Source organism: Pseudomonas sp. FW306-02-D09B (assembly GCF_058782685.1).
In genome coordinates, this window is the sequence record NZ_JBYSXY010000003.1 from 379,245 (window position 1) to 401,273 (window position 22,029).

At 59.8% G+C, this 22,029-nt stretch carries 13 protein-coding genes and 1 pseudogene; 5 read left to right on the top strand and 9 right to left on the bottom strand.

Annotated features, from left to right (window positions below):
* Positions 1-85: 85 nt before the first annotated feature.
* The 3 genes from maiA to hmgA are packed head-to-tail and all read right to left on the bottom strand — an operon-like array spanning position 86 to position 3,346.
* Positions 86-721 carry a maleylacetoacetate isomerase gene (maiA, locus tag AC3WK5_RS08460; RefSeq protein ID WP_103318145.1) on the bottom strand — a complete coding sequence of 212 codons (636 nt, stop codon included), beginning with the start codon at positions 719-721 and terminating at the stop codon, positions 86-88.
* A 12-nt stretch (positions 722-733) separates the two neighbouring features.
* On the bottom strand, positions 734-2,038 hold the full coding sequence (gene fahA, locus AC3WK5_RS08465) for a fumarylacetoacetase (protein WP_103318147.1): 1,305 nt from the start codon (positions 2,036-2,038) through the stop codon (positions 734-736).
* A 3-nt stretch (positions 2,039-2,041) separates the two neighbouring features.
* A complete protein-coding gene (gene hmgA / locus AC3WK5_RS08470; RefSeq protein WP_103318149.1) occupies positions 2,042-3,346 on the bottom strand; it encodes a homogentisate 1,2-dioxygenase in 1,305 nt (434 codons plus the stop codon).
* A gap of 165 nt (positions 3,347-3,511) precedes the next feature.
* Between hmgA and AC3WK5_RS08475 the strand changes: the two genes are divergently transcribed.
* Positions 3,512-4,315: an IclR family transcriptional regulator gene (locus tag AC3WK5_RS08475; RefSeq protein ID WP_103318151.1), complete on the top strand. Its 804-nt coding sequence runs from the start codon at positions 3,512-3,514 to the stop codon at positions 4,313-4,315.
* 25 nt (positions 4,316-4,340) lie between these two features.
* Here the strand turns inward: AC3WK5_RS08475 and AC3WK5_RS08480 are convergent, their stop codons facing one another.
* The 4 genes and pseudogenes from AC3WK5_RS08480 to AC3WK5_RS08495 all read right to left on the bottom strand — a co-directional run bounded on the left by AC3WK5_RS08480 (position 4,341) and on the right by AC3WK5_RS08495 (position 8,937).
* Entirely contained in the window at positions 4,341-6,818 is a 2,478-nt protein-coding gene (locus tag AC3WK5_RS08480) for a dermonecrotic toxin domain-containing protein (protein ID WP_256585261.1), read from the bottom strand.
* A 116-nt stretch (positions 6,819-6,934) separates the two neighbouring features.
* Positions 6,935-7,270, bottom strand: coding sequence for a hypothetical protein (locus AC3WK5_RS08485; RefSeq protein ID WP_103318155.1), 336 nt, complete (start codon positions 7,268-7,270; stop codon positions 6,935-6,937).
* A gap of 175 nt (positions 7,271-7,445) precedes the next feature.
* Positions 7,446-7,628 (bottom strand): annotated as a pseudogene (locus tag AC3WK5_RS08490) (response regulator transcription factor); the annotation flags it as partial.
* 397 nt (positions 7,629-8,025) lie between these two features.
* A complete protein-coding gene (locus AC3WK5_RS08495; protein WP_103318157.1) occupies positions 8,026-8,937 on the bottom strand; it encodes an SDR family oxidoreductase in 912 nt (303 codons plus the stop codon).
* 263 nt (positions 8,938-9,200) lie between these two features.
* Between AC3WK5_RS08495 and AC3WK5_RS08500 the strand changes: the two genes are divergently transcribed.
* Together AC3WK5_RS08500 and pbpC are read left to right on the top strand one after the other, a co-directional pair.
* Positions 9,201-15,032 carry an alpha-2-macroglobulin family protein gene (locus AC3WK5_RS08500; RefSeq protein WP_103318159.1) on the top strand — a complete coding sequence of 1,944 codons (5,832 nt, stop codon included), beginning with the start codon at positions 9,201-9,203 and terminating at the stop codon, positions 15,030-15,032.
* A 17-nt stretch (positions 15,033-15,049) separates the two neighbouring features.
* Positions 15,050-17,344, top strand: coding sequence for a penicillin-binding protein 1C (gene pbpC, locus AC3WK5_RS08505; protein WP_371919148.1), 2,295 nt, complete (start codon positions 15,050-15,052; stop codon positions 17,342-17,344).
* A 131-nt stretch (positions 17,345-17,475) separates the two neighbouring features.
* Here the strand turns inward: pbpC and AC3WK5_RS08510 are convergent, their stop codons facing one another.
* Complete coding sequence (locus AC3WK5_RS08510; RefSeq protein WP_054595743.1) at positions 17,476-17,883, bottom strand: HPF/RaiA family ribosome-associated protein; 408 nt, start codon at positions 17,881-17,883, stop codon at positions 17,476-17,478.
* 213 nt (positions 17,884-18,096) lie between these two features.
* Positions 18,097-19,044 carry a LysR substrate-binding domain-containing protein gene (locus AC3WK5_RS08515; RefSeq protein WP_103318163.1) on the bottom strand — a complete coding sequence of 316 codons (948 nt, stop codon included), beginning with the start codon at positions 19,042-19,044 and terminating at the stop codon, positions 18,097-18,099.
* A gap of 135 nt (positions 19,045-19,179) precedes the next feature.
* Between AC3WK5_RS08515 and AC3WK5_RS08520 the strand changes: the two genes are divergently transcribed.
* Together AC3WK5_RS08520 and AC3WK5_RS08525 are read left to right on the top strand one after the other, a co-directional pair.
* Complete coding sequence (locus AC3WK5_RS08520) at positions 19,180-20,556, top strand: L-serine ammonia-lyase (protein WP_103318164.1); 1,377 nt, start codon at positions 19,180-19,182, stop codon at positions 20,554-20,556.
* Between the two features lie 63 nt (positions 20,557-20,619).
* Positions 20,620-21,921, top strand: a complete 1,302-nt coding sequence (locus AC3WK5_RS08525; RefSeq protein WP_103318166.1) for a serine/threonine transporter — start codon at positions 20,620-20,622, stop codon at positions 21,919-21,921.
* The last annotated feature ends 108 nt before the right edge of the window (positions 21,922-22,029 follow it).

The window sequence follows — 22,029 nt, forward strand, 5'->3', positions numbered from 1 at the left end:
AAACAGTGTTACTGCCTGTTTTTGGAGCGCTTCGCACTCCAGCGGGAACAAGCTCCCTCGCCACAAGAACAAAGTATCCGCTCAGCTATGGGGTATCGGGCTGATTCGCCGGGTGGGCCTTGATGAAGGCCGGATGCTGCGCTGCCAGCGCCGCGACCCGGCGAATCCGTGGATACGCCTCAAGGGAAATGTTGAACCGCTCGGCCGCGTACAACTGCGGGATCAGGTAGACATCCGCCAGCCCAGGCGCGCTGCCGAAACAGTAACCCTCGTCGCCAATCAAGTGCTCGACCGCCGCCAGCCCCTGAGTAATCCAGTGGCCGATCCAGTGCACCACCTGCGGCTCATCGTGACCGAGTTGGCGCAGTTGATTGAGCACGCTGACGTTGTGCAGCGGATGAATGTCGCAACCGATCAACGCCGCCACCCCACGCTCATGCGCGCGCCTGGCCAGGTCTTTGGACAGCAGCGGCACCTGTGGATAACGCTCCTCCAGGTACTCGATGATCGCCGGGGACTGGATCAGCAACTCGCCTTCATCGGTACGCAAGGCTGGCACCCGGCCTTGCGGGTTGATATGCAAATATGCCGGTTGCTGGTGTTCGCCACCTTGCGGCGCGATCAAGTTGATCGGCAGCGCCTGGTACTCCAGCCCTTTGAGTGCCAGGGCAATGCGCACCCGAAAGGACGACGTCGAACGGTAGTAGGTAAAGAGTTCCATGGCCTGAACCTCTTAGCGCGCCGGCAGGATTTTGCCGCGGCATTCGCCGAAACCGATGGAGGCGAAACCGTCACGGCTGCAGCGTGCGCGCAGGATGATTTCGTCGCCGTCTTCAAGGAACTTGCGCACCTCGCCCGAAGCCAGCTCGATCGGCTTTTTACCGCCTTCGGTGATTTCCAGCAGGCTGCCGAACTGACCGTTTTCCGGCCCCGACAAGGTGCCCGAACCGAACAGGTCACCGGCCTGCAACTGGCAACCGTTGACGCTGTGGTGCGCGACCATTTGCGCCACGGTCCAGTACATGTATTGAGTGTTGCTCAGCGTCAGGCGATGGGCTGGCAGGTTTTGTTCGCGCATGGCTTCGGTGAGCAGCAGCACTTCCAGTTCGATATCGAAGGCACCCGCGGCCTGATCGCGTTTGTCGAACAGGTACGGCAGCGGTTGAGGATCGCCTTCGGGACGCGCCGGTTGGGCACGGCGGAATGGCTCCAGCGCTTCAGCGGTGACAACCCATGGCGAGATGCTGGTAATGAAGCTTTTCGACAGGAACGGCCCCAGTGGCTGGTATTCCCAGGCCTGGATGTCGCGCGCCGACCAGTCATTCAGCAGGCAAAAACCGGCGATGTGCTCGGCGGCGTCGCCGATGGCAATCGAGTCGCCCATCTCATTGCCCTGGCCGATCCAGATGCCGAGCTCCAGTTCATAGTCCAGACGCGCACACGGGCCAAACGTTGGTTCGGTCTGACCGGCTGGCAAGGTCTGGCCTTTCGGACGACGCACGTCGGTGCCGGATGGGCGAATGGTCGATGCACGGCCGTGGTAGCCGATCGGCACGTACTTGTAGTTCGGCAGCAGCGGGTTGTCCGGGCGGAACAGTTTGCCGACGTTTTGCGCGTGCTCGATGCCGACGTAGAAGTCCGTGTAGTCATTGATCTTTGCAGGCAGGTGCATCTGGCAATCGGCGGCCAATGGCAACAGTTTTGCGCCTTGGGCTTCGATCTTGCCGCGCAGGGTGCTGCCTTCGGTGAACAGCTCCAGCAGACGCTCACGCAGGGCCACGCGGGCGCCACGTCCGAGGTCGAAAAATGCGTTCAGCTGACCGCCACGAGTGGCTTCGACGGCCACACGCGCCGCACCGTCAAACAGACCGGCGTCGAGCGCCGCTTCCAGGTCGAAAATATGCTCGCCGATCGCCACACCGCTGCGCGGCGCCGAACCCTTGGTGCTGAACACGCCCAGCGGCAGGTTCTGCAGCGGGAAGTCAGTGTGACCGTTGGCGGAGGCAACCCAGCTACGAGTGGGGGTGGTCTGAGTCATGGGTTATCTCCGGTTCGGATTGAATGTGACGGGCAGCGAGGCCCAGCATGCATCGTAGTTGTTTTGCAGTTGCGGGCAATCGAGGGCAAAGCGGCTTGGGCGCAACACCTGGCTGGTCTCGAACATGAAGGCCATGGTGTTGTCGATTTTGCTCGGCGCCAGTTCGGCATTGATCGCCTTGGTGCAGGTTTCACCGTCCGGACCGTGAGCGCTCATGCAGCTGTGCAACGACGCGCCACCCGGCAGGAAACCTTCGGCCTTGGCGTCGTAGGTGCCCTGGATCAGGCCCATGAATTCGTTCATCAGGTTGCGGTGGAACCACGGTGGACGGAAGGTGTTTTCGGCCACCATCCAGCGCGGCGGGAAGATCACGAAATCGAGGTTGGCCAGACCATGGACACTGGTCGGCGACGTCAGCACGGTGAAGATCGACGGGTCCGGATGATCGAAGCTGACTGTGCCGATGGTGTTGAAGCGGCGCAGGTCATATTTGTACGGCACATTATTACCGTGCCAGGCGACCACGTTCAGCGGCGAATGGTCGAGCTCGCAGCCCCACAACTCACCGAGGAATTTCTGTACCAGGGTGGTCGGTTGCTTGAGGTCTTCGTAGTGCGCGACCGGAGTCAGGAAGTCCCGTGGATTGGCCAGACCGTTACTGCCAATCGGCCCGAGGTCCGGCAAGCGCAGCGGCGCGCCATGGTTCTCGGCCAGGTAGCCACGGGCTTGCGGGTCGAGCAATTCGATGCGGAACTTCAAACCGCGCGGCAGCACGGCGATTTCCAGCGGTTCCAGTTCCAGCACCCCGAGTTCGGTGGCGATGCGCAACCGCCCCTGCTCCGGCACCAGCAACCACTCGCCATCGGCGTTGAAGAAAACCCGCTCCATGGAGCGATTGGCGCGGTAGTGAAAAATGCTGATCCCTGCCGGTTTTTCCGAACCCGAATTGGCCGCCATGCACACCAGACCGTCGATGAAATCGGTCGGTTCGCCAGGGATCTCCAACGGGTTCCAGCGCAGGCGGTTGGGCGTCACGTCGCCCAGCGGTCCGCCAGCCAATTGCCGCTCCAGCTTAACGAACGCCGGGTGATTGGCCGACGGCTGAATACGGTACATCCAGGTGCGTCGCGCTTCACTGCGCGCCATGGTGAACGCAGTACCGGAGAACAGTTCGGTGTAGAGACCGTACGGGGCTTTTTGCGGGGAGTTCTGGCCGACGGGCAGTGCGCCGGGCAACGCTTCGCTGCTGAATTCGTTGCCGAAACCTGACTGGTAAACCAGCGCTGGCGCCGTTGAATCAAGGTTCATGGAGCCTCCTGAACAGGGAGTAGGCCGTGGCCTGTGGCTCCCTTTCAGAAGTCTCGGCACGCCCAGGTTATTTTTATCGTAATTAGATTACGCATAACGTAATTTGATTGGTATTGACCGTCAAGCTATAAAGACGCCCATTCGTCCCGGGATCACACCGCCTCCATGGAAAAGCCGCGTAGCAGCACCGCCGACAGCGGTAAACAAAAAGTCCGCTCGGCCGAGGTCGGCACCGACATCCTCAAGGCCTTGGCCGAGTTGTCGCCATCGACATCGTTGTCGCGCTTGGCCGAACACGTGCAGATGCCAGCGAGCAAGGTTCACCGCTATTTACAGGCGTTGATCGCCAGCGGCTTTGCCGAGCAAAACGCCGCCACCAACCATTACGGCCTCGGCCGCGAAGCCTTGCGCGTTGGCCTGGCCGCTTTAAACAGTATGGACGTGCTGAAAGTCGCCGCCCTGCCACTCGCCGAGTTACGCGACGACCTGAACGAAACCTGCTTCCTCGCGGTATGGGGCAACCAGGGCGCAACCGTGGTGCATATCGAACCGGCGGTGCGTGCAGTGACGGTGGTGACGCAACTGGGTTCGGTCTTGCCGCTGCTCAGCTCATCCACCGGCCTGGTGTTCAGCGCTTTTTTGCCGAACCGCGAAACCGTTGAGTTACGCGAACTGGAAGTGCAGGCAACGGCGGCCCATCCGCTGGCCGATGACCAGGTCTACGCGACCTTGTGTGAACAGATCCGCGAACGCGGCCTGCATCATGTGCATGGTTTGCTGATGCCGGGAGTCGATGCGCTCTCGGCTCCAGTGTTCAATGCCGTCGGCCAGGTGGCGGCAGTGCTGACCATCGTCGGCCCGACGTCGTTGTTCCACGCCGACGAAAACGGCCCGGCGGCGCAGCGATTGCTGGCGGCGACCCGGGCCGTGAGTTGGCGGATGGGCTACGAGCCCAGCGTCGCCGGTTAAATTGTTCGGCGCTGAACGCCTGTGTTTACTCCAGTAGCGTCTGCTCGCTGGAATCAGGCTCTTCGAGCGCCTCCTTCATCAATTCGGTCATCACCGCCAGATCCACGGTTTTTCCACTGCACGCAGAGACAACGCTCAAACAGGTATTCGCATCGCCCAAGCGCTTGGCAATCGCCTTCTGCACCTGCGAGAAACCCAACTTGCCGATACGCATCGTGGCCAGTTCCAGCATGCAATCGAGGTAGCTTGCGAATACCCCCGAATGATCTCCTTCGTGATAAGCCTTTGCCCCCTCGAACACCCCTTTTGCCATCACGACCGCGCTTAACCCAAGACCGATCGGTGGGAAGATACAGCCTATGACGGTGACTGCCGCTACCGCAGCGTCGTAGCTCAGTTTGGCAACAATCTCGATGAGACTCATGGTTTGTGCATCGACACCGTCAATGATCTGCCTGATCATCTCGCTGTAACAATGCGAAAAGTCGAATACCCGGCTATGAACGTGCAGTGCCGGCGGCTCGTCGTCGGTACTACGTTGCGTCATCTCTTCGATGTATGCGCTGATCACTCGCTGGTCGGTGTATTTGACTCGCTTGCAGTAATAACTGCCTAACCCCCCCACTTTCACCGACCTGGCGAACTCGGCCCGTGGTCGAAACCATCGGCCGTCAGGTGCATTCGGGGTATACAACAGATCCGTGGCCACGCCATCGTTCATCAAGCGGAAAACATAAACGCCCTGGACCCTGCGGTTTTGCAGATAAAACTGGTACACACCGTTGCGTTGGGGAGATTCAGGCTCATCATTTTCTATTGGATCGGTGGACTCCGGTACTCGCAACCGATCAATAGCCTGTTCGATACGTTCATAGTGTTCCCGCGAAAGCACACCGCTGAACAGTTCCGCCAACGCGGCGCGCTGCATCTCATGCAGTTGCGTGTTTACATACACATCGCGTTTCAGCGCGTAACGCGGGGCATTGGGGTCCAGGTAGTCGCTGGACAACATGTCGATATATTTTTCGCCCGGACGCAACGTCTTCGACCAGCCCACCATGTATTTCATCAGCACGTCGGCCATCAAGGTGTCGGAGATGGGGGGATGGCCGGCCAACAAACGCAGTGTTGGGTAGATTCCCGGGTTATGTATCGGCCCGCTATCTTCCGTGATGTGTTGTTCCTTGATGATGAGCTGAGACAAGGTCATTTCTTGCGACTCGTCCAGCACCACCTTTATCAGATCGGGGTTCACGACGACTGTTTCACCGTGTTCCGCCAGAACACCTTCAACCCTTTGTTTGATGAGGTCGTACGCAAACTTCTCGTAACTGATCAGCGCCGCCTCATGGCTGGCCAGCCGGGTCAACGCTTTAAGCTCGGTATTCAAACGAGCGAAATACCGTCGATGGTAAGAGGACGCCGAACGATAACCGGCAGGGATGACCGCCTCCACTTCGCCCCGCAGCCAACCGACATTGAGCAGAACAGCCTGGCGTAATGCCCCTGCACCGAACTGCGGCCATGGGGTACGCTTGAGGCCGCGCCATTGACTCGGCAACTCCAGCACAAATCTCATGTAAGCATCGGTGCGCTCTCGCTCAGAGGCGTGAGACTGCCGACTCAGGTAACTGCGTCCTGCCGGCTGATTCGTCCAATCGGCCATATGGAAGTTCAGTTGTTTGATGCTCACAAACTCGAACCAGACCCTGCCCCCGGGGGCTTGCGGCGTATAGAGCACGCAAGGACCGTCTTCACCTTCCGGTCCACAATAAACAATCATCCCTTGGAAGGCGTGTTTCCAGGTGTCAAACGAAAGACTCCCCATGGAATAGTTTCTGACGTTCTGGCTGGCCAGTTCGACGATCTTGAGGCTGTCGTCACTGAGATGCCCTTGCAACTTCGCGCTGAACGAACTCAGGTCCGTGCGACTGTCCAGCAAGGCTTGCAGGGCTTGCAGCACCGCTTCGCTGGTGTATTTTTCTTCAAATTTCTCGGCATACAGTGAGCGCATGCTGTTCTCATCGCCCAGCACCTCCCTCAGTACTTGCTCGGTAAAGTCTGGCGGTAACGTCTCACCTTCAAGGGTGATCTCCAATGGAACAGAGGACGGATCATACAAACCGTTGAGCATGAACTCGGGAAGTGTCAGGCGATTGCGTTGAACAACCTTTTGCTGCCCCACATAAAACGTATGAGAAGCGTTGACAAGAATGTGCTCCGGGTCGACAAGTTCACCGGTTTCAATTCTGACAATCTCTTGGGCATAGAAATGTGCGAACGCCTTGAGAGATACGGTTTCTTTCAGCTGCTCATCAAGCGCTTGCTCTTTTGCTGCCAGGGACTGTTCCGTATCGACATAATATTGGCGATCTTCTTCACTGGCATTTTGCAACCAATCCGGTATCAGGTGAGGTTGTTCGGCCATTGTTCGTTTCGAAGGACGCAACAGCTCTTTCGAAGAGTCGCCCCCCGCCACGGCCGTTAAAACATTAACATTCATGCACACTTCCTTTTGGCATCCAATAAAACTCTTTAACACCCCGCACACTGATCGCGCGGGGCATTCTACCAACTCATTCCATTTATCGGCCACTGCACAGGCTTATAAGGCACTGCTTATTGCGCGCGGTAATACTCGACGATACTGCGCCCAAACAAATTCAGCTTTTCAATATTGAAGATATTGTTATCCACGCGATAAAGCGGATCAAACGTCCACTGCCGGGTAAATACACCCGCATACTCGTCGCCGAACGTTGGAAACTCGTCATCCTGGACCTTCTCCATGATCGCCCAGCTCAGGGTTTGCGAGTAATCGACTACCGGCTGCCCAAGGTCATTGATCACTGTCGAGTTCAAGTAAGTCTCATCGGCCTTGATGCCATACTTCAACTGTTCAAAATCCTTATCCAGCATCGCACTGATTTCTTTCAACAAATCCATATTCAACATCTCCGAAATCCTTTTAATAAATAAGTGATCGCCCCTACACAATAGATAAATTCACTTGAACCGGGCCGACGAACACCTTATAAAGATTCCAGCCTTCAAAGTACACCCCGGAACATGTATGCATTCGTAAACAGCCACAACAAGATCGTGTTCCACCCACACTTAAAATACTAAACCCCTGCACTGTTTCCCTGGCCACCGCTGGAGTTCCTCGCCCCACGCCCAACGTTCCATTGATCCGTCGCGCCTGGGCTTTTACCGTATGTAACGATATAAACAAGAGGTCGGCAATTCGTTAGTTCGCGTTACCTTGAGCGACTAACTTGAGCACTTCTATTTCACGTTGACTCAACGGGTTTTGTACAAAAGGCGCCACCTGACGTGCATCGGCCATGGCAGCGACTGTTGCCGATGCTGTAACAGTCATTGTCTCGAATCGCTATTTTTCCTTTGGGGATAAGGACTTATCCTTGCCTGGCTTTCAGGGCAATGGGGCCGAAAGCACGAAGTACCGAGGTGTGATTTTCCCGCCTCATCAGCAACAGAATCCAGGTGATTTGAATCCGTTTCAGCTCATCGACCCGTGTTCACTGACGTTGATTTGTAGCTCCTTGATCCAACGTCTTACCTTGGCCGCTGCGTTTGCAGCGGCCTTTTTTATGGGCGAAATAAAGAACCCCGTGAGCACGGGGTTCGATGGGGGAAGTGCTCGGAGGCGAAGCTGATTGAGCGTACGCTGGCAATAGTCTTCGGAGTTACAACGAATACTTCTGCAAATTCCCCATCATTTCCTTCAGCGCCTCAATGTTGTCCTTCGGATGCGCTGCACCTTCAAAGTCGCAAATCTGCTGCCAGTGAGCCGCAACATCTTCCGGCGAGAAGCCCTCACGCGGATCGAAACCGGCGCCGAGGCTGCGCTCCCAGCGTACTTTGCCCATCCAGCCACCGCCGACTTCGAACAGGCCGGAGGTTTCCTGGCAGTTCTCACTGGCCAGGTACACCACCAGCGGGCTGACCAATTCCGGTTTCAGCTGTTCGAAGACTTGTGGCGGAATCAAGCCTTCGGTCATGCGCGTGCCACCGGTCGGGGCGATGGCGTTGACCAGAATATTGTTCTTGCGGCCTTCGAGGGCCAGGGTGCGAGTCAGGCCATAAAGACCGAGTTTGGCCATGCCGTAGTTGGACTGGCCGAAGTTGCCGTAGATGCCGGAGGTCGAGGCAGTGAAGATCACTCGACCGTAGTTTTGCTCACGCATGTGTGGCCACGCGGCACGGGTGACTTTATAAGCACCTTCGACATGCACGCGGTAAACCAGGTCCCAATCGCCGTCTTCCATTTTGTGGAAGGTCTTGTCGCGCAATATCCCGGCGTTGTTGACCACCACGTCGATGCGACCAAAGGTATCGAGGGCGTGCTGCACGAGTTTGTCGCCGTCGGTCACCGAATCGTGGTTGGCCACGGCACTGCCGCCGGCCTCGCGAATCTCTGCCACCACGCGGTCGGCTGCCGAGGCATTGGCGCCTTCGCCTTGAGCCGAGCCGCCGAGATCATTGACCAGTACCTTGGCACCCTGCCTGGCGAATAACAACGCATGAGCCCGTCCAAGACCGCCGCCTGCACCGGTGACGATCACCACTTTATCTTCAAAGCGCACAGACTCTTTCATTACCAAACTCCAGCAGGCCAGGGACAGTGAGCCCGAGTGTCAGGCACGGCGCGGGCAGTCACAATCAACAGGGCTGAGGCTGAATGGTGTGCAATAAGGCGGGGGGATGATGAGCGCGAATGCGCTTGCACGGACCGTGCTGGAGCAGCCGGGCAGCACTACGTTGACCAGCGAGACAGCAATTCGCTGAATAGGGGGTAGTCCTTAGGGCTTCTAGCCTGTTCGCGTGTAGGATATGTGCCATTTTGCCAAGGATGCTCACAATGTTTGACTCGTGCAAGGAAGCCTGGCGCCGGATATCCGGGGTCTTTCTCACCGTGGTGAGCGTTCTTTCCAAAGTCGTTGGCTGGTTGCTGAAAAGCCTCTTTGGCCAGTGGCAGCCGCCCTTCTGGCTGAGGGCTATCGGCGCTGGGCTGACGACGCTGGGGCACAAGGCCCGAGCCTATCCGCGCCAGACCACTGGCGGCGTGTTGGGCTTGCTGCTGGTAGTGGCAGCGGTTTTTTACGGCTGGCACTGGTATTCAAACCTGCCAAAACCGCACACCGTGGCCTATTCGGTGCACAAGCCGAACCTGACGGATTACACCCAGCAGCCCCCCATCGTCGATACCCTGCAAATCCGCTTCGCCGAATCGGTGGCGCCGTTGCAGGACATTGGCAAGCCCGTCACTCAGGGCATTAGCCTCAAGCCCGCCGTCCAAGGCACCTGGAGCTGGGCCGATGATCGCAGCCTGTTGTTCGTGCCGGACCAGGACTGGCCGATTGACGCCCATTACAGTCTCGAACTTTCAAAGAGCAACCTGCTGGCTGACGGTGTACTACTGGCCGAATACAACAGCCAGATAACCACCCCGCCATTCCGCGGCCAACTGACCCAAAACGAGCTGTACCAGGACCCAGTCAATCCGACACTGAAACAGCAGGTGGCGACCTTCCGCTTCTCCCACCCGGTGGACGAAGAAAGCCTGCGCAAGCGAGTGTCCATTACCCTTGGCAAAGGCTTGGCCTACCGCGATGCCCAGGCGCCTAACCTGCCGGAAATCAGCTTCGACGAACGCAAGCTCAACGCCTACATCCGTTCCGCCGCCCTGGCCACGCCGCTGGAAAACGCCTCGGTCACGATCAAACTCGACGAAGGCATCAAGGCTCGAGATGGCGGCAACACCAGCCCTGCGCCGTTGAGCGCCGATGTGACGGTGCCCGGGCGTTATCGCCTGACCTTCAGCAGCGCCGACATCCAGTTTGTCGACAACGAACGCGGCGAGCCGGAACCTGTGCTGATGTTCAGCAGCTCCAACGCTGTGGCCGATGAGACCATCGCCGGTAAGGTCCAGGCCTGGCTGCTGCCGGAAAAAGCCGAGGATGACCACCGCCCCTGGTCCACCAGCGAAATCGACGAAAAACTGTTGGCCCGCAGCATCCCGGTCAAATTGACCCACGTACCGAGCATCGAGCCGCTGAACACTCAGCACGCCTTCAAGTTCAAGGCCCCGGCGGGCCGCATGCTGTATGCACGGGTTCCGGCCAATCTGGAAGCCATCGGCGGTTACCTGGCAAAAAATCCTGTGGCGTCGCTGGTGAGCATGCCGGCCTATCCGCGTACCTTGCAGTTCCTCTCCAACGGTGCATTGCTGAGCCTCAACGGCGAAAAACGCCTGGGTTTCATGGCTCGTGGCGTGCCCGGCGCCCATGTGGAAATCGCCCGTTTACTGCCCAACCAATTGCAGCACCTGGTGGATCAAAGCAGCGGCAGCTTCGCCCGGCCAAACTTCGGCAACGACTATTTCGACCGGATGGTAGAGCGCATGTCCCTGGACATTCCGCTTTCGGCCGCCGATCCGTCGAAAACCCTCTATGACAACGTAGATCTCAGCCGTTACCTCACCGCCAACGGTGGTCGCCGAGGGATTTTCGTCCTCAAGCTGAGCCCCCAGGACGATCCGGCCGAGCACACCTTCGACGGTTATTCGCGCAATACCACCAGTGACCTGCGCTTTATCGTGGTCACAGACCTGGGGATCATCGCCAAACGCTCCAGCGACGGCAGCCACGATGTGTACGTGCAATCCATCGGCAACGGTTCACCCGTGGCCGACGCTCAGGTCGATATCATCGGCCGCAATGGCTTGCCAGTGAGCAGCGGTAAAACCGACACCGAAGGCCACGCCCACTTTGCCAAACTCGACGAGTTGCGCCGCGAAAAAACGCCACTGATGTACGTGGTAACCCGTGGTAACGACCAGTCCTTCCTGCCAATTGCCCGACAGTCCCAGCAATTGGACCTGTCGCGTTTCGACGTCGGCGGTCTGAAAGAAGACGGCGCCATCGACCGCTTGAGCGCTTACCTGTTTACCGACCGCGGCCTCTATCGCCCCGGCGAGACCGCGCATCTGGGCATGATCGTGCGTAGCGGCAATTGGAAAGGTGTGCTGCAAGGCCTGCCACTGGAGTTGCAAATCACCGACCCCCGGGGCCTCGAAGTGATACGCCAGCCGCTGAAGCTGTCGGCCTCGGGTTTTGAAAGCTTCGATTTCGCCAGCAGTGAAGTAGCGCCGGCCGGGGATTACACCGCGACCCTGCAACTGATTGGCGAACAACAGACCCGCACCGATTTGGGCAGCGTCAGCTTCAAGGTTCGCGACTTCGAGCCGGACCGCATGAAAGTCAGTCTGAGCCTGCACGATACGCCGGTACAAGGCTGGATACCGCCGGAGCAAGTGGTGGCCAAGGTCACCGCGCTGCACCTGTTCGGCGCTCCGGCGTCGGGTCGGCGGGTGACCGCAAAAATGTCCCTGAGCCCGACGCTGGCCGCCTTCGATCGCTTCCCGGACTACCGCTTCCGTCTCAGAGACTCCCTGGAAGAAGCCAACTCCGAGGACCTGGCAGAGACCGAGGCCGACGACAACGGCCAGGCCGTCCTTGACCTCAACTTGCAACGTTTTTCCAACAGCACCTATCGCCTGCAAGTCATGGCTCAGGTCTACGAGGCCGAAGGCGGTCGCAACGTCGCCGCCCAGAGTGCTTTGCTGGTGTCTTCGGCGTCGTACCTGGTAGGTGTGAAGAGCCAGGATTCCTTGGGCTACGTGGCCAAGGATGCGTCGCGCCAGGTGCAATGGCTGGCCGTCGCGCCGGATCTCACGCCGGTAGCGGTCGAGGGCCTGAGCACCGAGCTGGTGGAACACCGCTACGTTTCGGTGCTGATCAAGCAATCCAACGGCACCTACAAATACGAGTCGCGGATCAAGCACATCAACCAGTCAGCCACGCCCCTGCCCTTGGGTAAGGACGGCGCGAAACAGACGCTGAACACCGCCACACCAGGCGACTACACCCTGCAACTCAAGGACGCCAACGGCAACCTGCTCAACGCCATCGACTACAGCGTCGCCGGGCGTGGCAACACTTCCCGCTCCCTGGAGCGCAACGCCGAGCTGCAACTGCGCCTGGACAAACGCAGCTATGCCACCGGCGACGAGATCGCCATCAGCATCCGCGCGCCTTACACCGGCGCCGGGCTGATCACCATCGAGCGCGATAAGGTCTACACCCAGCAGTGGTTCAAGGCCGACAGCACCAACAGCGTGCAGCACATCCGTGTGCCAGCCGGGCTGGAGGGCAATGCTTACATCAACGTGCAATTCGTGCGGGACATCGGCTCATCCGAGGTCTACATGAGTCCATTGTCCTACGGCGTGGTGCCGTTCAGCATCAACCTCGATGCGCGGCGCATGGCGCTGAAGGTCGAAGGCCCGACGAAGACCGAGCCGGGGCAGGTGCTGGACATCAAGGTCAATGCCGACCGCCCTTCCCGCGCCGTGGTCTACGCAGTGGACGAAGGCATTCTGCAAGTAGCGCGTTATCAGACGCCGGACCCGCTGGGCTTCTTTTTTCAGAAACGGGCGCTGGAGGTCGGTACCAGCCAGATTCTTGACCTGATCCTGCCGGAATTCAGCCGCCTGCTCAGTGGCGCTGCACCCGGTGGCGATACGGAAAACGCCTTGGCCTCGCACCTCAACCCGTTCAAACGCAAACACCAGCCGCCCGTGGCATGGTGGTCAGGGCTGATCGACTTGCCGGCCGGGGATACCGTGCTGCATTACCAGATCCCGGACAGCTTCAACGGCAAGTTGCACCTGTTTGCGGTGGCGGTGGATGCCGACAGCGTCGGTGTCAGCGAGGCCAGCACCGATGTGCGCGGGCCACTGGTGATCACGCCGAACGTGCCGGCCTTCGTTGCACCTGGGGATGTGTTCAGTGTCAGTGCCGGGGTCTTCAGCAATCTGGAAGCGCCCACCCGCGTGAAATTTGAGCTGCAAACCAGCGCCGGCCTGAAAGTCGAAGGCGACCCCAACAGCACCCTGGACCTGCAACCGCGCAAGGAAGGCATAGCCGAATTCCGGATCAAGGTCCTGGAAAACCTCGGCTCGGCGGATTTGCGCTTTGTCGCGGTGCTGCCGGACGGCAAGCGTATCCAGGTGGCCGAAACCACCTCGATCCGGCCCTTGAGTGAACACCGGGTCGCCCTCAGCCTCGGCCGTTTCGACAGCACCAGCAAAGAGTTGAAACCCACGCGCGAACTGTTCCCCCAACTGCGTAATGTGCAACTGGGGGTGGCCGCCTCGCCTCTGGTCTGGGCTAATGGCCTCAAACACTATCTTGATGACTACGGTTACGCCTGTACCGAGCAATTGGTGTCCAAGGCCATGCCGACGTTGATCTGGGGCGGCACCGCACCAGAAGCGGAACAGGCCTTTACCGGTGCGGTGCGCATGCTTCGACAGCGGCAGAATCAAGCCGGTGGTTTCGGCCTGTGGGCCGCCAATCCTGACGTCGCGCCTTATGCCAGCCTGTATGCCACTGACTTCCTGATCGAAGCCAGGGAGCGCGGTCTGCCGGTGCCGGAAGATGTGCTGGTGCGCGCCAACGCTTACCTCACCGACCTGGCCAACGGTCCCAGCGAAGGCCTGTCGGAATTGCGCAACCGTGCCTACGCCAGCTACCTGCTGAGTCGTCAGGGGATTCTGGTCAGTGGTGCCTTGAGCGATATCCGCGAGCGCTACGAGAGCTACTTCCGCGACAGCTGGAAGAATGACTTGGGCGCCGCCTACCTCGCCGCCAGTTACAAGTTACTGAAGCAGGATCGTCAGGCTGATGCACTGGTGCGCAAAATCCCGTGGCGTTCCATCAGCGATGCCTGGGACAGCGACGGCCTGTATTACGACCCACTGGTCCACGACGCCGAGCACCTGCATTTGCTCAGCCGCCACTTCCCGGAGTTGCTGGGCGACGTGCCGGTGAACCTGCTGGACAAGCTCGGCAAGCGCCTCAATGAGCAGCGTTACAACTCGCTGTCGGCCGCACTGTTGTTGCGCGCCCTGGACAACTACGGCCAACGGGCGCAAAGCAACATGACCCTCAAAGCCACGGCCTGGCTGGGAGACAAGCAGCAACAACTGTTACAGATGGCCGGTCAACCGCCTCGTGCGGCAGTCCCGCCAGGCACGCAAAAACTGCTGATGGAAAAAACTGACGGTCCTGCTGCGTTCTACATGCTCAGCGAGGCCGGTTTTGATCGGAGTGCGACCCTCCATTCCATCAGTAATGGCCTGGAAATCATCCACGAATACCTCGACCTGAACGGCAAGCCCGTCAGCCAGGTGAGCGTCGGTGATGAGTTCCTGGTGCGCCTGCGACTGCGGGCCACGGATCGGGATCAGGTGCAGCAAGTGGCGGTGGTCGATTTGTTGCCGGGCGGCGTCGAGCCGGTGTATCGCCTGCCGCCAGAGCCGCAGGCCGCCAGTGAAGGTGAAGGCGAAGAATCGCAATACGCCGAAAACAGCGAAGAGGCCAACGCCTGGCAAGCGCCTATTGGTGAGAGCGAGTTGAGCAATTGGCAACCGGATTACATTGATGTGCGCGATGACCGGGTGGTGTTTTATGGCACGGCGCTGCGGGACGTCGGCACCTTCGTCTACCGCGTACGGGCCACCAACGCCGGGACCTTCAACACGCCACCGGCCTATGCCGAAGGCCTGTACCAAACCACCTTGCAAGGCCGTGGCAAGGTCGGCCAGCTTGAAATCGTCAAGCCTTGAAACATCCGGGACGGCGCTTGAAACCCCTGCTGGCAGTTGGGCTGGCAGTGGGCGTGCTGGTGGGGCTGCGACTGTGGCCCCATCAGCCACTGGAGCAAACCACCTCATCCTCGCGACTGGTGCTGGCCGACGACGGTTCGCTGCTGCGCATGACCCTGGCCGCCGACGGCCAGTATCGGCTGTGGCTGCCCCTGGAGCGCATCTCGCCATCACTGGTCGAGGCGTTGCTGCTCAAGGAAGACCGCAACTTCTATTGGCACCCGGGAATCAACCCGCCAGCATTGCTGCGGGCGGCCACGGCCACTTACAGCGGGGGCCAGCGCCAGGGCGGCTCGACCTTAAGCATGCAACTGGCGCGACGGCTGTGGGACCTCAATACCCGGCAGGTCCCCGGCAAACTGCAACAAATGGCCCTGGCGCTTTGGCTGGAGCTGCGTTACAGCAAACACGACATCCTTGAGGCCTATCTCAACCTGTCGCCCATGGGCGGCAATATCGAAGGTGCCGAAGCGGCAAGCCGGATTTACTTCGGTAAAGCGGCAGCGCAGTTGTCGTTATCCGAAGCCCTCGCGCTGGCGGTGATTCCCCAGCAGCCAGGACGGCGCGCCAGCTTCGGACCGTCGCTGCAAAACGCTCGCCTGCGGCTGATGGCGGACTGGCGCAAGACCTATCCCGAAGATCCGCGTAACAGCAGTTTGCTGGAGCTGCCACTGGAGGCGCGCACTCGTCAGCAGATTCCTTTCCTGGCGCCTCATTTGAGCGAACAGCTGCTGACGTCCCAGACCGGTAATGAGCTCAACAGCACTCTCAACCTGCCCTTGCAACGGCTGCTGGAACGTTTGATTGGCGGCTTTATCGCCGAACGCCGCAGCACCGGTATCGAGAACGCCACGGCAATCCTGGTGGACAGCCGCGACCAGAGCGTCAAGGCGCTGGTAGGCTCGGCGGATTACTTATCCACGGCCATTCACGGGCAGGTCAACGGCGTGCTGGCGCGACGCTCACCCGGTTCCACCCTCAAGCCGTTTCTCTATGGGCTGGCGCTGGATCAGGGGTTGATCCACCCCATGAGCATTCTCAAGGACATGCCCAGTAACTTCGGCTACTTCCAGCCGGAAAATTTCGATGGCAGTTTTGTCGGCCCACTGACAGCCCGGGACGCGTTGATTCGCAGCCGCAATATTCCGGCGGTGTGGCTGGCCAGCAAGGTCAAATCCCCTTCGTTGTACGGCTTTTTGCAAAGGGCCGGGATCAAGGGATTGCGGGGCGAGAGCCATTACGGTCTGGCCCTGGCCCTGGGCGGTGGCGAGATGACCCCCGAAGAATTGGCGCGGCTGTACCTGATGTTGGCCGGCGACGGGCATTTGCGGTCGTTGCGTTACCTCGTCGAGCAGCCTCAGACCAGCGGTGCCGCGCTGCTGACGCCGCAAGCCGCGTTCATGGTGCGCGATATGCTCAGGCACAACCCGCGCCCGGATGGCTTGCCGGCCAACAGCGCTAGTCGGCACTGGCGCACGGCCTGGAAAACCGGCACTTCCTGGGGCTTTCACGATGCCTGGAGCGCCGGAATCGTCGGCCCGTACGTGTTAATCGTGTGGGTCGGCAATTTCGACGGCAGGCCCAACCCGGCGTTCATTGGCGCAAAGACGGCAGCGCCACTGTTCTTTCGCATCGCCGACGCCCTGCCTCTGGCATTGCCCACGGTCGCCGACAAAGTCGACAAGCCACCTGCAGGATTGACGCGGATCGACGTCTGCGCCGCCTCCGGCGAGCTGCCCAACCGCTGGTGCCCCTCGACCCGCAAGACCTGGTATATCCCCGGGGTCTCACCCATTCGTGTGTCCAACCTGCATCGCCCGGTGCTACTCGACACCCGTACCGGCAAGGCTGCCTGCCCGCCGTTCGATCCGCAGTACACCCGCGAAGAAGTATTCGAATTCTGGCCCAGCGATGTACAACGACTGTTCCGCGCCGCCGGCCTGCCACGGCGCACGCCGCCTGACGTGCTCAAGAGCTGCCAGCCCAATCGCCACGGCGATCAGAGCGAAGCCCCGCAAATCCGCTCGCCGCTGACCCAGGTCACCTATCAGCTGCGCCTGTCCCACCCCCAGGAAAGCATTCCCCTGAACGCCAACGCCGCGAGTGATGCCTTGACCCTGTATTGGTTCGCCGACCAGACCCTGATCGGTCAGGGCCCACCCCAAGCCACACTGAACTGGCGGCCAGGCAAGTCGGGCGAGTATCACTTGCGAGTCAGTGATGATCAGGGCCGCAGCGTGAGCCGAGGATTACGGGTAGAGTTTTTGCCTTAGCCGAGTAAGGAGCGACCCCGGGGTCGCATGACCACGCATTAGCCATGACTTGATGCAGGGCGCAGCTGAAACCAAAACGGGCCTGCATCTGCAGGCCCGTTTTCAGTGGGGTGGTAAGGGTGTTTCAGGCATCAGCTATTGAAAGCGGCCTGTTCGTTCTCGAGAAATTCTTCTTCCAGCAGCGCGTCGGCATGGGCACCCGAGTTGATCGGCGTGACGGTGGCGCGTTTACCGCGCAATTTGCCGAACAGATGTTCCAGCGCATGTTCAAGTTTGGTGGCCGCCCCTTCGATGGCCAGTTCCAGTGTGTCGGCTTTATGAGTAACGGAAACCGGTTGATGGCCTTTTGGCCGCGCTTCAAGTTGGCAGCGCATGTCGTGTGGACCGGGTTTATCGCCGTTCTCGTCCCGCAGGTGGACTTCGACCCGTGTCAGGTCTTCTTCGTATCGTTCGAGCGTGCTCTCAATGGTAGTACGTACCCACTCCTCCAGTCGGATGCTGCTTTGAATATGGTTATCGCTGTTGACTTGGATTTGCATAGTTCATCCCTTATTTCAGCTAGCTCGCGAGAGGTCCGGTGCAGTGTTTGAAACCTGAGTGACCGTGACCTCTTGATTACAGAGTTGGGCAGATGGAGAAACAATTCAACCCCTAAAAAAAGATAAATATTCATACGCAAAAAAAGCCGGACAACCGACAAAAGCGCTGTTAATGTCGGGAGTCGACTCGAACTGCAACACTGCAACAAATCCTCACAATTGCCCCTCACCCAGGGGGTGCAACCCGCGAAAAATCCCCGCCTCCTCCACCAGCCAGTCATGCACCGCGCGCACGCCCGGATGGCTCAGCGCCCCCGGTGAATACAGCAACACATAGCGTTTGTAGTTGGGCACCGCGACGCCGAACGGCACGATCAGCGTGCCCCGCTCCAGCTCATCGTTGAGCAAGGTCCGGCGGGCGATGGCCACGCCCATCCCGGCAATCGCCGCCTCGATGGTCAAGTGGTTGCGGTTGAAGGTATGCCCGCGCCGTACGTCGGCACCGTCGAAGCCGATAGCGTTCAGGTAAAACTCCCACTCCGCGTATTCATAACTGCCGCGCCAGGCGGTGATGTCGTGCAACAACGGAAAATGCACCAAATCCGCCGGCCCGTGCAGCGGCGGTCGACCGCGCAGCAGGCTCGGCGCGCAGACCGGGAAAATCTGCTCGTCGAGCAAGGCTGTGGATAACAATCCCGGGTAACTGCCATCGTTCAAGTCGATGGCCAGGTCGAAGTCGCCTTCGTGCAGCGCCACACTGCTGTCCTCGGCCACCAGCCGCAACTGGATATCCGGAAACCGCTGCTGCAAACGCGGCAGGCGCGGCGTCAGCCATTTGCCGAGAAACGAAGGAATCGAGCGCAAACGCAGGATGCCGCTGATCATTCCCGCATCCAGCCGGCGTAGTTCCGCGTCGATGCTGCCGTAGGCTTCGTTAACTGTGATCGCCAGACGCTGGCCTTCGGCACTCAATTCGACGCCCCGGGCGCGGCGGTGAAACAGGCGAAACCCCAGGCGCTCTTCCAACTGGCGGATCTGCTGGCTGACGGCGCCGGGGGTGATGTGCAGTTCTTCGGCGCAGCGGGTGAACGACAAGTGGCGTGCCGCACAGGAAAACACATGCAGCCAGACGTAGGTCTGGGCATGAAATTGACGACTCATCGTTTAGTCCTACTAAAGCCTGTCTTAGGAAGTTTCGTTGGTCAGCGCTGACCGAGGTAGGCAGTATCGCCTACATTGCGCTTGTCCTACAAAAAATGGCGGCGATTCCTACTCCATTGCTTGTAAGGCTTTAGCATGGCTATCAGTGTTTTCGATCTCTTCAAAGTCGGTATCGGTCCGTCCAGTTCCCACACCGTCGGCCCGATGCGCGCCGCCGCGACCTTCGCCCAGGCGCTGTTTGACCAGGGTTTGCTGGAGCAAACCCGACGGGTGGAAGTCCGTCTATACGGCTCGCTGTCCGCCACCGGCGTCGGCCACGCCACCGATCGCGCCTGCGTCATGGGGCTGATGGGCGAATGGCCCGACAGCATCGACCCGAGCTGCATCGGCCCGCGTATCCAGCAGTTGCGTGAAAGCGGCGAACTGCTGCTGGCCGGTCGCCGGAACATTGCCTTCGATTGGCAACGTGATTTGCTGCTGCTCGACGAAAGCCTGCCCTACCACCCTAACGCCATGTCGCTGACAGCCTTTGGCGAAAACGGCCAGTTGTGGGAACAAACCTACTATTCGGTCGGCGGCGGTTTCATCGTCGAAGCGGCCGAAGCCGAGTCGGGCGTGCCGGCCGCCAGCGACGTGGTGTTGCCGTACGAATTTTCCAGTGCCGTGGAATTACTGTCGCTGTGCAACCAGCACGGCTTGCGGGTTTCCGAGCTGATGATGGCCAACGAACGGGCCTGGCGCAGCGATGCGGAAATTCGCAGCGGCCTGCTGCACATCTGGTCGGTGATGCGTGAATGCGTCGAGCAAGGCCTGCGCCACGAAGGCATCCTGCCGGGCGGTCTGGATGTGCCGCGCCGCGCTGCGAAATTGCACCGCAGTCTGTTGGAAATCGGCAAACCGAACGTCATCAGTTCGACCCTCTCGGCGATGGAATGGGTCAACCTGTTCGCCCTCGCCGTGAACGAAGAAAACGCCGCCGGCGGCCGCATGGTCACCGCACCGACCAACGGCGCGGCGGGGATCATCCCGGCGGTGCTGCATTACTACATGAAGTTCAACCCCGACGCCTCGGACGACGATGTCGTGGCGTTTTTCCTCGCCGCCGCGTCGGTGGGCATCCTCTGCAAAAAGAACGCCTCGATCTCCGGCGCCGAAGTCGGCTGCCAGGGTGAAGTCGGTTCCGCCTGCGCCATGGCCGCTGCCGGCCTCGCCGAGGTATTGGGCGCGACACCCGAACAACTGGAAAACGCCGCCGAAATCGGCCTGGAACACAACCTCGGCCTGACCTGCGACCCGGTCGGCGGGCTGGTTCAGGTGCCGTGCATCGAGCGCAACGCGATTGCCGCGGTGAAGGCAATCAACGCCACCCAAATGGCCCTGCGCGGCGACGGCAAACACTTTATTTCCCTGGACCGGGTGATCCGCACCATGCGCGATACCGGCGCCGATATGCATGACAAATACAAAGAAACTTCACGGGGCGGCCTGGCTGTGAGCTGGGTGGAGTGCTGACGAGCATTCCCTGACCGCCTGCATTACGTGAGCCCGAGCAAGAATAATAACGAGGCGATACTGATGACCGATGTACGTACACCTGCTGCCGATAATCCTGCTGTAGAACTGCCCCGTAGTACCGCAACAACCAGCAAAGGCTGGAGCAAACACGACACCACCTGGATGCTCGGACTTTACGGCACGGCGATTGGTGCAGGCACGCTGTTCCTGCCGATCAACGCCGGTGTCGGCGGTTTCTGGCCGTTGCTGGTGCTGGCGCTGCTGGCCTTCCCGATGACCTTCTTCGCCCACCGCGGCCTGACCCGCTTCGTGCTGTCCGGGCGTTCCGGGGACATCACCGAAGTAGTGGAAGAGCACTTCGGCATCGGTGCCGGCAAGCTGATCACCCTGCTGTATTTCTTTGCGATCTTCCCGATTTTGCTGGTGTACAGCGTGGCGCTGACCAACACCCTCAGCAGCTTCATGGAGCATCAATTACACATCGCACCGCCACCGCGCTCGGTGTTGTCGCTGGCGCTGATTCTGGGGCTGATGGCGATCGTCCGTTGCGGTCAGGGCGTGATCGTCAAATGCATGAGCGTGCTGGTTTACCCGTTTGTCGCCGCGTTGCTGTTGCTCGGTGTGAGCCTGATCCCGAACTGGAACGGCGCGTTCTTCGCCTCGGCCAGTGAAGGCATGCCGTTGCCGCTGTTCTTCAAAACCCTGTGGCTGGCGATTCCGGTGATGGTGTTCTCGTTCAACCATTCGCCGATCATCTCCGCCTTCGCCGTCGACCAGAAACAGCGTTATGGCGCCCAGGCCGAACCGAAAAGCCGCGGCATCCTCGCCGTCGCCCACAGCATGATGGTGCTGACCGTGATGTTCTTCTGCTTCAGCTGCGTGCTGGCCCTGTCGCCAGCCGACCTGGCAGCCGCAAAGGCGCAGAACATCTCGATCCTGTCGTACCTGGCCAACCACTTCCAGACCCCGGTCATCGCCTATGCCGCGCCGTTGATCGCGCTGGTGGCAATCACCAAATCCTTCCTCGGCCACTACATCGGTGCGAGCGAAGGCTTCCAGGGCCTGATCGTGAAAAGCCTGCGCGGCCGCGGCCGGGTGATGCCAGCCACCTGGCTGAACCGCGTGACCGCGCTGTTCATGATCCTCAGTTGCTGGGCGGTGGCGACCTTCAACCCGAGCATCCTCGGCATGATCGAAACCCTCGGTGGACCGGTGATCGCCTGCCTGTTGTTCCTGATGCCGATGTACGCGATCCGCCGCGTGCCGTCGCTGCGCCAGTATTCGGGGCAAGCCTCGAACGTGTTCGTGGTACTGATCGGCCTGATCGCACTGTCAGCGATCATCTACTCCGTCATGCCCTGAAACGGCCCATGAATGAAAAAGGCGAGCCATTTGGCTCGCCTTTTTATTGCCGGTTTATTGACCCGGAGCAGGACCGGCATGGCCCTTGCTTCGTCAGAATGGAGGCAC